This is a genomic window from Vibrio sp. Of14-4, from assembly GCF_022347625.1.
Classification (GTDB): domain Bacteria; phylum Pseudomonadota; class Gammaproteobacteria; order Enterobacterales; family Vibrionaceae; genus Vibrio; species Vibrio pristinus.
Map to the genome: position 1 here is coordinate 74,147 of NZ_JAKRGI010000016.1, position 13,306 is coordinate 87,452.

A 13,306-nucleotide genomic window follows, 5' to 3' on the forward strand; every position below is an offset into this window, starting at 1 on the left:
CGATCTAAGTGAAATTGGAATTCGTTAAGGAGCTTTTTTGATAATTTTTATCATTAGCTCCGAGTTGGTACCTAGTGATCGCTAATTGACTTAAATTAGCTGTCAAATATAGCTTGATCCCAATAAGGGATATTCGGACATAGTTTTTCTACCATAAAGTCAATAAAAACCCGGGCCTTTAGTGGCAGGTGTTTTCTTTCAGGGTAGACAACATACACCGCATGAACAGGTAAGGAGTAGTTGGTCATGATAGGCTTTAAGTTTCCGGATACAATATCTTTAGATATAAGAAATGTTGGCATTTGCGCAATACCGAGACCGTCGAGCAATACTCTGCGTATTGCTTCACTGTTGTTTATCGTCAAATTGCCTTGCGGTAAGACACTCGATACTCCTGCAGAGTTCTTAAACTCCCAGTTTTGCCCGCCTTTGAAATAAGCATACCGTAAGCAATTGTGCTGACTGAGATCCTTGGGCTTTTGTGGCTCCCCATAGTGTTCAAGGTAATGTTTTGAAGCGCATAGTATACTTCGGCATATCGTCAGTCGCTTTGCAACTAGGTTTGATGTCGGTAAATGGCCAATTCGGATCCCTAGATCGAAGCCTCCTTGAACCAAATCTACCATTTTGTCCTCAAGTTCCATATCGACCTCTAGGTCGGGATATTTGGTCATAAATTCAGAAAGAAAAGGCGTAATATGGTTTACACCAAATGACATAGGTACTGTTATTTTTAATTTACCTCGTGGCTTCCCTTGTAGTTCAATAACGGTATTGATCCCTTGCTCAGCCAGTGCGAGAGATTGAGATGCATAGTCATAATATTGCTGACCTGCTTCGGTAAGACTCAGCTTTCGCGTGGTTCTATTAAGTAAACGACAACCGAGCTCCTCTTCTAGTAGAGTTATGCGTTTACTTACCGCTGATTTGGTAATCAACAATTTCTTCGCGGCTAACGAGAAGCTTCCGCTTTCGACTACAGCAATAAAAACGGGTATAGACGTATATGAATACATTGGTTGAGAAAAAGTAAACAATTAGTTTCTCGATGAGAGTATTATCATGTATTGGAAAACAATCTACAATGCCTGCTGAAGATCGAGGAGAATAAAATGAAGTACGATTGGATATTATTTGATGCAGATGAAACACTGTTTCATTTTGATGCATTCAAAGGCATGCAACTGATGTTTTCGCGCAAAGGTGTGGACTTTACCCAAGCAGATTACAACCATTACCAAGAGGTCAACAAACCTCTGTGGATAGCCTACCAAAATGGTAAGATTGATGCCCATGAACTTAAACACTCCCGATTTTTACAGTGGGCCGAAAAGCTTGGCACTACAACTATGGAGTTAAATAGTGCTTTTCTGAATGCCATGGCAGACATTTGTACTTTATTGCCAGGAGCACGAGATTTGATTGACTCTTTATCTGAGCGAGCAAAACTTGGGATCATTACCAATGGTTTTGAAGAGTTACAGGATGTTCGGCTTGAAAAAACAGGATTGAAGAAGTTCTTTGAGCAAGTAATTATTTCAGAACAAGTCGGGGTTGCTAAACCAGATAAAAAGATCTTCGATTATGCTCTGGGAAAAATGAATTACCCATGTAAAAGTAGGGTTTTGATGGTGGGGGACACGCTCCAATCTGATATTGTAGGCGGTATCAATTTTGGTATCGAAACCTGTTGGTTAAATAGGTATAACGCAGAGAAAGAAGAGGGTCTTGAGCCTACCTACATTGTAAACTCACTTGTAGAATTGAAAAAGATTCTCATTCCTTAACATGTTGTGATCCCCAGTCTATAATTTCGAGTATAAGTGTTGTAATTAATTTACTAGGATGTAGCACTGTGTTAGGCGTAATAATTCAATGGGACGAGAAACATGGCTATGGATTGATCTCAACCAAGAACCCGCCAGCCCAAAAAGTTTTCTTCCATGTCAGAGACATGAATACTCAAGAAGGGCCTCCTTACGTATCGGAACAAGTAGAGTTCGATGTTCTCAGGGACATGAACGGGTGTAAGATGGCAACAAATATTACACCCAGTGATTATCAAATTTATACAATAACATTAGTGAGCACGTGTCATGACATAGTGCTCCAAGCTTTTGTCCTCTGAAACCTCAAATTTCTCACATAGAACAAGTATTTCATCCATTCGATCCAACCTGAATTGGCGATAACCTTTCCTGAGCTCACACCAAGACACTAACGTCCAAGAGTGTGCCCAGAATATCAGACCCAAAGGCTGAATCGTTCGTATTGTCTGTTCATTGGCTTCAGTCGTATAGGTCAATAGGACTTTGCGATGGTCATTTATTGCATGGAGTAATATCTTTGCGGATTTTGTGGCGAGTCTTTTTGTATGTACATCAGGTACACGCATAGGAAAATTCTCAACCTGCTTTTTAAGTTTATCAGGCAAGACGGACATAATTTTGGCAGAAGCAGTCGTAGAAGCTTCTGCAAGCTCTTTGTCGGATAAACTTCGAACCATTCGCATTCCCAGTTCCAATGCTATCATTTCTTGCTGGGTGAACATTAATGGAGGCAGATGGGAGCCACGCTCTAAGACATAGCCAATACCGGCTTCGCCTGCTATCGGCACTCCAGAATGTAACAATGACTTTATATCCCGGTATATGGTGCGCTCACTGACCGACAAGGTTTGAGCAAGCTCACTTGCCGTTACCGCATAGCGCTTTGAACGTAATAGAGTCAGTAGAGCAAGTAGTCTTTCATGTTTGGCCATTAGAGCCCTCAATTACCAAATAATGAGATTTGTTATCGAGTCCTGTCAATAATTTTCTACCTATCAATATGTTAAATCAATGAATGGTGAGCAATTAGAGGGAAAACTAGCAAATATGGATGTTTATATCAATAAATGTGAGCCTGATCAGATAGATAATATAGAAATAATAGGTCGTACTGAATCTAACTCAAGTGGCAATTAAAAAGCCCCACTGTATCAGTAAGGCTTTGTTTGTTTTATAGTCGTCTACTCACAAGGCGGAGCTATATGAATTACAGCCAACCCGCCAAGGGATGTTTCACGATACTTTTTATTCATATCTTTACCGGTTTGATACATAGTAGCGATAACCTTATCTAGAGATATTAGACACTTACTAGTCCTTTTTAGCGCCATTCTTGATGCATTGATGGCTTTCATTGCGCCCATTGCATTACGCTCGATACAAGGCACTTGAACGAGTCCACCAATTGGGTCACATGTCATCCCCAATGAGTGTTCCATTGCTATTTCTGCTGCAATACAGATTTGCTCGTTGCTTCCACCACGCAGTGCGGTAAGACCAGCCGCTGCCATTGAAGAAGAAACACCAATTTCCCCTTGGCAACCGACTTCAGCACCTGAAATTGATGCATTGGTTTTGTATAAAATACCAATTGCACCAGCAACTGCTAGGAAGTCTTTAATTTGCTTAGTATCGAGAGCCTTAACAAACCGATGATAATACATAAGTACAGCAGGTATAACGCCAGCGGCGCCATTGGTGGGAGAGGTGACCACTTGACCTCCTGCTGCATTTTCTTCACTGACTGCAAAAGCGAAAAGGTTGATCCAATCCATAACTTCCATCGGATCGTTTTCAACGGCTTGATTAGCCTCTAGCTTTTTAAGCAAATTTGGTGCTCTTCGGGTGACTTCTAGACCGCCTTCGAGTATGCCTTCGGTTTCAAATCCTCTCTCCATACATAGAGACATCACCTTCCATATTTGCTCTGCCTTTTGGTCAATCTGTTTTGTGTTGAAAAAGCAAACTTCATTTTGCAGTATCATACCACCTAAACTAAGCCCTTTTTTCTCCGCCATTTCAAGCATTTGTTCAGCAGAAGTAAATGGGAAAGGCACTTCAACCGATTCGTCTGAACTGCCATTTTCTAGCTCATCAGCAGTGAGAATAAATCCACCACCTATGGAGTAGTAAGTCTCCATTTTCAGTTGGGAGCCAGAAGAGTCGTAGGCGGTTACAGTCATTCCATTTTCGTGCAGAGGGAGGTTCGTGGTATGAAAAATAATGTCTCTTTCATATTCAAACCTGATCTCTTGTTTGTTTGCTAACAGTAATGTGTGGTTCTCAAAAGTGTCTTGCAGTGCTTGTTTGGCACTGGTCATCTTTATGGTGTCAGGTTTATTACCCATCAAACCAAGTATGATTGCACGATCCGTATGGTGGCCCTTACCCGTAAGAGACAATGAGCCGTATAAGTCGACTTGGATTCTGTCTACTTTGGATATTGATTCGCTTAGCAGGTCTGTGAAATGGTAGCCAGCTACCATGGGCCCATTGGTGTGAGAACTTGATGGCCCAACTCCAATTTTGAAGATATCAAAAATCGACAGCATATGTTTACTTCCTGTTTAAATGGTCTGTTATCCAGACTCTCGTTAAATATAGTTAACAATTTGGTAACCTTGTTGACACTATAGATAAACAGGGGCTTTGTACAGGAATTATGGAAAAATCAGGTAATAATTGAGAGGAAAAAAAGATAAGGGCACAATCAGTGCCCTCGTTTTAAACTATTTGATTTTTAAGAGTTAAACGTGTTTTAACAGCGCCAAGAGCAATAAGGCAGTAACACAGAAGCTCCATCGCCTCTTCAGATACGTTTTTAACTTCGCGTATGTAATATTCATGCATCACGCTATGCCAGAAGCTTCCCATGCCATACAAACGTGAAAATACGATCAGTAATACGACGCCACCAATCAAGGTATTCATGTGGCGAACATCCAAGATAGTAGCCATTTGATTAATCGTGTTTTTTTGTCCCTTGAATCCATATGTACAGCTTGCGATTGTGACAAGAAGAGCGGGAAACACCCATGCTCCGTGGAAGATCATGTCAAACCAAGCGTCCATTTCTCTGATGGTCAATACGACTAAAAAACCGAAAATTAGTGTTGCCGCATGACTGAGCTCTTTACGCTCGCGGATCACAAGGAAGAAGGAACTAACGGATATTATCAGCATAAGCGATTGAAGTGCTTCAGTGATCGATGTCTCCCCCAAGCCATGTTTTAAAATGGAAAAGTCTACACGGATGGCTAAATTTACTAAAAGCCCAATTGCAAGTATCACCAAGGCATTGAGCGAAGATCGGTATAGAATCTTTTTTGACTTATCTGAAATACTAACTTGTGCATCCAAATGGCGTTCGTTAAAAGTGGATTGCTTGTGCTTCATTGTGACAACCAGTTCATAAGAAATTATTTGAGATATTTGTCACACTTTAATGTGATTATAATGTCAATTGTCATGATAATGTCAAAATAAAACGCTGTTCAATTGTGGTGTTTGAGAGACTATTGTATCCCTCTTCAAGTTTAAAGAGGGGAAAAAACAAGTGTAAGTTTGTTAAACGATCGAAGGTGTCTAAACTAAAGGTAAGACAAAATCATCATTCTATTCGTCGGATATTAAAGCTGGTGTTGGCTGGTGCGTTAGGCTAAACACTGGGAGATAAGGATTTACAGATGCCGGAAAAGAAACATCGTTTAGTAACGCGTAGCGACTTTGATGGGTTAGTATGCGCAGTTCTGCTCAAGCAACTCGGTCTTATTGACGATATAAAATTTGTCCATCCTAAAGACATGCAAGACGGGCTGGTTGATATCACCTCTTTAGATATTGTGACTAACCTTCCTTACGTTAAGCATGCTCATCTTGTTTTTGACCATCACCTCTCTGAAACCATTCGTAATCCGGGTGAAAGACCTAATCATATTATTGATCCAAATGCTCCCTCTGCGGCAAGGGTTGTGTGGGAGCATTATGGTGGTGAGAAAGTCTTCCCTCAAGCTTGGCTGGGTATGATGGAAGCGGTCGATAAAGGTGACTCAGCACAGTTCACACGAGACGAAGTGTTAGACTCGACAGGATGGAATCTACTCAATTTCCTCATGGACGCAAGAACTGGGCTTGGACGCTTCAAAAACTTTAGGATCTCTAATTACAATTTGATGATGGATCTGATCGATTATTGTACTACCCATACTATTGAGGAAATTCTTGAGCATCCTGATGTTGCAGAGCGCATAGAACTCTATAAAGAGCATGAGAATTTGTTTAAGCAGCAAATTCAGCGATGCGCGACGGTTCATAGTAATCTAGTCGTACTGGATCTTACGGGCGAGGATACCATTTATGCGGGTAATCGCTTTATGATCTACGCGCTCTACCCCCAGTGTAATATTTCAATCCACAAGCTGTGGGGTTTTCAGAAGAAAAAAACAGTATTTGCGACCGGAAAATCCATATTTGATAGGAGCTCTAAGACAAATGTCGGCGAGTTAATGTTAAAATATGGGGGAGGTGGTCACAAAGCTGCAGGAACTTGTCAGATTGAAAATGAAAAAGCTGATCAGGTATTGCAAGACCTCATCGATGCTATAACTTCTGATGGTTGAAAATATTGGATTTTATGTTAATACAATCAGTTGAACTTTAATGTTAGCCCCAGAAAAAGTTTGTGAATGCTTTTGAAAACTTCTCAAATGTGATTTCACTTGTAGCATCGCTCACGGCTTTAGTCGCGGAGCTTAACGTCATAGTGATGTCATCTACTTGGTCACCAAAAGAGTTGGTTAAAGCCTGATTCAGATTAGTTAACTTCACTGTGCTTTGAGCTGTCCTCATTGCATCACCAACATCAAATACTTGATTGGCTAAATTTACGCGCTGAACTACCCCTGGTGTTCGCTCTCTTAATACTGCGATAAAACCAGCAGTGATAGCGTAACCGAGCTTGTGACGTTTAGATTTTCCATAATCTTTATCTATAAACAAACTAGAGTTTGCGACGAAAGCATCCGCACTTTGATTAAATTTGGAGCTTACCATTTCCTTTAGGTGAACATTCTTCAATTCTGGTTGATCCAGTATTGAGTTTTTGATGCCAGCAGTCACTTTATGAAGCCTTCTGGATTTCCAACCTTTTATCGGCTGATCGGAACTTGGCGGTTGAGATAAGCACGTTTTAATTTTTCGATACGTTTTTCTATAAATAAACCGCTTTCTTTTTGATAGTTTTTGATAAAATTCATCTTTATTCCGAGGTTGTGAATCAATCTTACCTAAAAGTGCAAACTCTATAAGTGGCTGTAATAATTTATTGTTTATACCAGTAATATTCAGACTTTCATCACCGATGCTATCTATCACTGCGTGAGCAACTATACGACCGATGAACTCACCAATACTGTTCGTTTTGGAATGTTGTGCGAGTAGATCTAATCTTGATGTGGCTAAAATAGAATTTTGTGACTGTCGAGCTGATGCTGTAGGAGGATCATTTCTGCATGTGTGATGGCTTTGATGAAGATGTGTTGCTGGTCGATTATTTTTATGGGATGGTCTGAGTTTAATGGTCGAGGAAGATTTCATACTGTGGCGAGAAAAAACTTTTCTCTTCGCTATATGGTCTTTGTTAATCTGATCTTGATTAACACGACGCACACTACGCGCAAAATCAGTTCCACTGGCATTATCACTAAGTGAAGATAGCGAATACTTGGATCTGCTCGTTTCAATACTACTCAGTAGAGACATAAATACACACATTAATTATTAAAACTTCTGCTAATAACGTTACCCTTTGGTGCGTGCGGTGTCTTAAGATAATTTGTGAAATCTTGCGCCTCTCACAGTCTATCGGAATTGATGTTATTTTGAGGTATTTTGAGGTTTTAAGTTGCGGTGGGGGCTTATTGAGTTTTCGTATGTAGCTAGCGGGTATTAGTTATGGCTAGACACGCCCAGCTTATATGACGTGTCTATTCTATATTGGCATTACGCGGTTGCGCCCAAGCTGTTTAGCTTCATAGAGAAGCTTATCCACTCTTTCTATCAGTGACTCTGGGGATTCACCAGGTTGTAATTCGGCTACACCAAATGAAGCCGTTATGCTGCCTATGGATTCTCCTGAACGTCTATCTTTCACCGACAACTTTTCTATGGAGCGTCGCAAACTGTCTGCAAATTGCCTAGCAATTCGGAGTTGTTTATTTGGAACAATGAATGCAAATTCTTCCCCACCATATCGGTAAGCATGAATACCATCTCTACTACTGAGCTGGAATCGCTTAGCAATCCCTTTTAGCACTGCATCCCCGAAGAGATGTCCATAAGTATCGTTTAGATTTTTAAAGTGATCCACGTCAGCGAGTATTAGACACATAGTTTGTTCCGCTTCACACAACACACTGATATCATTATCGAAAGACCGTCTATTATATAAACTTGTCAACCCATCAAAAAGAGCGTCTTGTTGCACTTCTGCGAGTTGCTCTTTGAGCCTTTGGATTTCATTTGCTGCCGTTTCGAGTTGAGTGTTTAAAAAACTTGTAGAGTTTCTGATTTCTTTCGATTCGGAGATCAATTGACGAACGACTTTAGTTACGTCCTCAATAGACATAGCTTGGTCCTCAAACCGTTCTAGGTTTTCAAAGCTTTTATCTATTACGTCAGAAAAATGAGATGTATCAGAAAGAGTATCCGTCATAGAGGAGGCCACTTGGTTGACCAATACTTCAACATTGGCTTTCAACTCTTTCATATCCGTCTCTGAACGGCTTGCTACAAAGCTATCGTAGAGTTGTTTTCCTGCTGCTGGCGGACACAATCCGTAATTCTCGATAATATCATCCAACTCCTGATTCATCTCAGGAATCGCATTATCAACATAGGTGTACCACAAAGCGTAATTAGCTGGCGTTGCCGCCACATGGTTTTGCATCATGAGTGGGACAGCTTTTTTTAAGTTAGCAGTCGATTTTTTGAAATCGTCGTCTAGCATCTTCTGATTAATATTCTTCGTTAACTACCCAATAGAATAAGATTAGCGGATTTCAGCACGGGCTGCTCGAGTTAATATGTATAAAAAATTGATGTTGCTTGGATATTAATAAGTTAGCCGATCACTTTTATCCACATACTAAACTAGCAACTCAGTTGCCTGACCTTTATCCTTACTTTCTAGCAGTTCAGCGCCACGTAGCATTGCTTTAATCAAGTCGCCAGCATTAAACTTTTCTAGTGCTTCGTGTGCGCCAACTTGAAGGGCTCTGTCTGTACAAATCTCACTCGATAGTGAAGTGTGCAGTATGATATAGGCTTTGCTCAAACTATGATCATTTTGAACTTCGAAAGCGAGCTCGTAGCCATCTAAACCAGGCATTTCAATATCACTCACCAATAGCTGAATGGGTTGGTCTTTATTGGCTTGCTCTCGCATTAAAGTGAGGGCTTCAACACCATTGTTACAAATTTGGTAGCCAATATTAATACTGTCTAGAGCGTCCGATAACTGCTTTCGCGCAATTGAAGAGTCGTCGACCAAAAGGATCTTCAATGCTTTTAACCTCTCTCTCTCGATGTCGGTAAGCATAGGTATAGTATTAGATTCGTATTGAGGGTAAATTTTTGACAATAGAAGTTCAACATCCAGCATCTGAACAATTTGATCCTCGAATCGTGTAATACCAGTAACGAAAACATTTTTACCGGTTGCTTGAGGTGAAGATTCAATCGACTTCCAATTGCATTCGATTATTTTTTCGATAGAACGAACCATAAAGGCAACAACGGTTCTCAAGCAATCCGTTACAATCAAATAGCATGAAGAATACTCTTCAGGTTGAATGGGACGTAACCCAATGGCCGCCGGCATATTAATAACTGGAATTGTGTTATTACGAATCGTCACTGTACCTATAACATGGTGGTGCGAATACGGGATTTGGGTAGTTGGCTGGTACGGTACAATCTCGCGAACTTTTAATGTACCAATAGCAAAAAGCTGCTTACTGTGGGTAAGCGTAAACATCAACATCCCTTGTGATTGATTTGCTTTACTGACTGTCTTTGCCATATTCAGAAATACTCGTCTTTTCTATTTGCCCACATCGATGTTATATCATTTATAAATCTTATCAATCTAGAGCGGATACTTTAGGTGATAAATTAAATTTCTGTTCGTTTTTTGACCTTTTGCTGTGGTGTTTTCACTTCATTTAGTTACAATGTTTGTCAATTTGATGTGATGACTTAGCGAGAGCAGTACATGGCTAACTCTGCCGCAGCTTTACATATCCTGGTAAAGCACAAAGAACAAGCTGAAGACATAATTAAACAGCTTAAAAAAGGTGCAAAGTTTCAGACTTTGGCAAAAAAGTACTCTACTTGCCCTTCAGGAAAGAAGGGAGGAGATCTGGGTGAGTTTCGTAAAGGTCAAATGGTGCCACAATTTGACAAAATTTGTTTTCAGGGAGAGACACTCGTCCCTCACTTGGTGAAAACCAAGTTTGGATGGCATGTAGTGAAGGTTTTGTATCGAACTTAGCTTTGTTACTAAATAGAAAGGTTGTTAGGTATATCATCTCATTAAATGAAAAAGCTCATCTATTTAGAGATGAGCTTTTAATTTAGAGGGTTTTATATCTTATTGGCAATGCGCGCCGCCAACATTTACCCAAACATCTGATGAAGAACTTGGTTCATTACCTTGTGTCCACCATTTAGCTTCCCAGCGCGAACCGTTATGGTCAACTTGGTCACCACCGTTGTAAACCGCATCAGCTGTCCAAGGAAGTTCGACTTCAGAGTCTAAATTCCAAGCAGAAGCCGTAGGTGTTGGTTCATCTGTGTTCCACCATTTTGCTGTATACACTAAGCCGTTGTGGCTGACGGTTTCGGTTGTATAGGCTTGACCTCTCACCCAAGCCGGAACATTGCTAGCCTCTGGGTCCGTTTGTGAGCATGAGCCGCCTGTGCCACCATCTTCTTTCGCTTTGACCAAGATAGTAAGGCTTTTTGTATCTGTTGCTGAACCGTCTGAAACGGTTACAGATACAGTGATATTGGTATCTTGAGTAAACTCAGGCGCAATAAAGCTTGCTGAACTTCCATTCGCATTGAGGGTTACATCGGCAGATGACCAAGAGTAAGTTAGACTATCACCGTCAGGATCTGAACTACCAGAAGCATCTAAAGTGACTTCTTCGCCAGCATTAGCTTCTGAAGGACCAGTAATAACCGCTACTGGTGGGTTATTTTCTGGGCTAGTACTAAATTCAGTCGTCACCTTCATAGTATCATATGCAGATGCACCATCTTGATCCGTTACAGTCAGTTTGAAACTGTATACATTATTTGAACCGTCATCTTCAATCGTGATCGTTGCTACTGCATTGTTGGCATTGTTAACTGCGATTGTGGGCCCAGCTATTTGTTCCCAAAGATATGATACTTCACCTTCTGCATCATGAGATTGTGAGCCATCCAAATTGACCACGCCAGCTTCAGTAACCAATTTATCCTCACCGGCATCAGCTACAGGTGGGTGATTTACACCTTCTCCGCCATTTAGAAGTCCATTTTGCATAGCGTTTAGAATATCACCATTGTCCCCATCTATTTCCCATGAGAACAAGCCTGCAAATCCATGTGAACGAGCATAAGCCGCTTTAGCCTCCACAGATTGTGCATTGTCGTAGGTGATCAGTTCACCAGTGGACTCTTTGTAAATGTATGGAGCCTGAGCTTGTTGGTCGTAGTGGTATTCTACACCTGGTTGGCCTAAGTAGTCGGTAACAATATCCTTATAGTCAATAACACCCTTTTCCCAACTGCCGTCAATGGTTTCAACGGCATCGCCTGCCATAACACCAGTACCTGTCATTGGATTTTGCGGGTCGGTCATGCTGTCTCGGGTGACACCCTTCCAACCACGTCCATACATGGCCGCGCCTAAAACAAGTTTGCTTGGTGAAACACCTTGCTCAAGTAATTGAGTTGCTGCATTGTGCGTTGTGTACTCTGGACCTCCATCAGGATCTTCAGTTCCATCACATTGTCCTTGTGAAATATGAGAACCACACTCAAGAGCGGCTTGATGGCCTAGATCGGTACTCCATGCACCATAAAAGTCGTAGGACATAACGAAGATGTAGTCCATGTACTGTTGAGCATCTGAATAATCAACATCTTCAATTTTGTCCCAGCCAGCACCAATAGCGGAAGTTAGCTCATAAGTTTTGCCGGTTTGAGCTGATAACTGATCCAGCATATCACGCAGTTCTTTCATTAGCTCTACGTATGCTTGACCATCCAGATCTGGGTTACCCAACTCTGTGTTGGCACCATCTCCGCCGGGATATTCCCAGTCAAGATCGACACCATCATAGAATTTCCATGTAAGAAGGAATTCTTTAACTGAAGCAACGAAGGTGTCACGGTTTGCTTTATCGGTAAATCCATAGAAGGGGTCTGATAATGTCCACCCACCAATTGAAGGCAAAATTTTAAGATCTGGGTAACGTTGCTTGAGTGCCATCATCTGGCCGTAGGTGCCTTTGATTGAGGAATTCTCAGTGCCAGGTAGGCTTGAACCAAAGGCACCCCATTGGTCATGTACGACAACCTCATAATCTTTAGAATCTCCACACGCAAGCTTAAGCGCAGTTTGAGCACCATTATCTGTAAGTGAAGCATTTGGGCCACACATAGGGATAAAACCATAGATGATGTGCGTAAGGTTTTCGGCTGGAATGTTATCTACGCTGAACTTACGATCATATTGACTCCATTCAACAAAGTAGCTACCCACAACCGTGCCGTCAGGCTGAGGTGGGAAAGATTGATTGTTACTATCAACATTCATTGTAAGTGGAGCCATGCCACTACCATCTGTATCACTGACTGTAATTTTGTGAACGGGTGATGAAGAGCAATCGCCGTTAGCATCACACACATTAACCGTCATATCGTATTGACCAGCTTTGTCGACTTGAATGGTGGTTGTGCCTGAAAATGCAGAGCCTTGAGGCCCATTAATAGCTTCGGTATAAACGACCTTATCGTCGAGTTTCACTTGCCATTGTGTTGCTGGAGTCCCGCTATTATACCAAACATCCCAATCTACAGGAAAGGAAACACTGTCGCGTCTGATCACGGCCTTTTTGTATGATTGTGTACCTGCCTCGCCATTTATTTCTACAAAAGACTGGTTTTTCACACTGGTCATGTCGTAACTTAGTTGGGGCTTAGACGGTGCTGCTTGTACAGTTAAGCATGCGGTACCAAGAGTTAGGGCTATTATAGTTGAAAGGGGAGTTCTTCTATTTTTCAACTGACGTCGGCATTTAAATCTAATATCCATTGCTTTTTCCTTTTTTCAAAACCTTTTAAGCGGCCTACAAATATATACAGATGAATACTTCCGATTGGCAGGCACTTAAAATTTAGCTTTTATTTTTATTAACGAGAAA

11 protein-coding genes are annotated in these 13,306 nt (G+C 41.2%); 3 read left to right on the forward strand and 8 right to left on the reverse strand.

The features are described 5' to 3' along the window. Positions 1–95: 95 nt before the first annotated feature. A complete protein-coding gene (locus MHN79_RS15440) occupies positions 96–1,016 on the reverse strand; it encodes a LysR family transcriptional regulator (RefSeq protein ID WP_239173639.1) in 921 nt (306 codons plus the stop codon). A 96-nt stretch (positions 1,017–1,112) separates the two neighbouring features. On the opposite strand from MHN79_RS15440, the gene yjjG reads away from it, so the two are divergent. Continuing rightward, positions 1,113–1,787 (forward strand): pyrimidine 5'-nucleotidase, encoded by a 675-nt coding sequence (gene yjjG / locus MHN79_RS15445; protein WP_239173615.1) that lies wholly within the window; start codon positions 1,113–1,115, stop codon positions 1,785–1,787. 293 nt (positions 1,788–2,080) lie between these two features. Here the strand turns inward: yjjG and MHN79_RS15450 are convergent, their stop codons facing one another. The 3 genes from MHN79_RS15450 to MHN79_RS15460 form a co-directional block, all read right to left on the reverse strand. Continuing rightward, entirely contained in the window at positions 2,081–2,761 is a 681-nt protein-coding gene (locus MHN79_RS15450; protein WP_239173616.1) for a YafY family protein, read from the reverse strand. Positions 2,762–3,010: 249 nt separating this feature from the next. Beyond that, on the reverse strand, positions 3,011–4,381 hold the full coding sequence (locus MHN79_RS15455; protein WP_239173617.1) for an L-serine ammonia-lyase: 1,371 nt from the start codon (positions 4,379–4,381) through the stop codon (positions 3,011–3,013). A 172-nt stretch (positions 4,382–4,553) separates the two neighbouring features. Further along, positions 4,554–5,225 carry a hypothetical protein gene (locus MHN79_RS15460; RefSeq protein WP_239173618.1) on the reverse strand — a complete coding sequence of 224 codons (672 nt, stop codon included), beginning with the start codon at positions 5,223–5,225 and terminating at the stop codon, positions 4,554–4,556. 290 nt (positions 5,226–5,515) lie between these two features. Between MHN79_RS15460 and MHN79_RS15465 the strand changes: the two genes are divergently transcribed. Continuing rightward, positions 5,516–6,448 (forward strand): exopolyphosphatase, encoded by a 933-nt coding sequence (locus MHN79_RS15465; RefSeq protein WP_239173619.1) that lies wholly within the window; start codon positions 5,516–5,518, stop codon positions 6,446–6,448. A 43-nt stretch (positions 6,449–6,491) separates the two neighbouring features. Here MHN79_RS15465 and MHN79_RS15470 read toward each other — a convergent pair whose 3' ends face one another. From MHN79_RS15470 to MHN79_RS15480, 3 genes are all read right to left on the reverse strand, one after another. Further along, positions 6,492–7,496, reverse strand: coding sequence for a hypothetical protein (locus MHN79_RS15470; RefSeq protein ID WP_239173620.1), 1,005 nt, complete (start codon positions 7,494–7,496; stop codon positions 6,492–6,494). A 322-nt stretch (positions 7,497–7,818) separates the two neighbouring features. Next, positions 7,819–8,835, reverse strand: a complete 1,017-nt coding sequence (locus MHN79_RS15475) for a GGDEF domain-containing protein (protein ID WP_160928190.1) — start codon at positions 8,833–8,835, stop codon at positions 7,819–7,821. Positions 8,836–8,973: 138 nt separating this feature from the next. Further along, entirely contained in the window at positions 8,974–9,909 is a 936-nt protein-coding gene (locus MHN79_RS15480) for a chemotaxis protein (protein WP_239173621.1), read from the reverse strand. Between the two features lie 192 nt (positions 9,910–10,101). Between MHN79_RS15480 and MHN79_RS15485 the strand changes: the two genes are divergently transcribed. After that, a complete protein-coding gene (locus tag MHN79_RS15485; protein ID WP_239173622.1) occupies positions 10,102–10,380 on the forward strand; it encodes a peptidylprolyl isomerase in 279 nt (92 codons plus the stop codon). Positions 10,381–10,479: 99 nt separating this feature from the next. On the opposite strand, the gene MHN79_RS15490 is transcribed toward MHN79_RS15485, so the two are convergent. Continuing rightward, the gene (locus tag MHN79_RS15490; protein WP_239173623.1) at positions 10,480–13,197 is read right to left on the reverse strand and encodes a glycosyl hydrolase family 18 protein; all 2,718 of its coding nucleotides are present in this window, start codon (positions 13,195–13,197) and stop codon (positions 10,480–10,482) included. Positions 13,198–13,306: the final 109 nt, after the last annotated feature.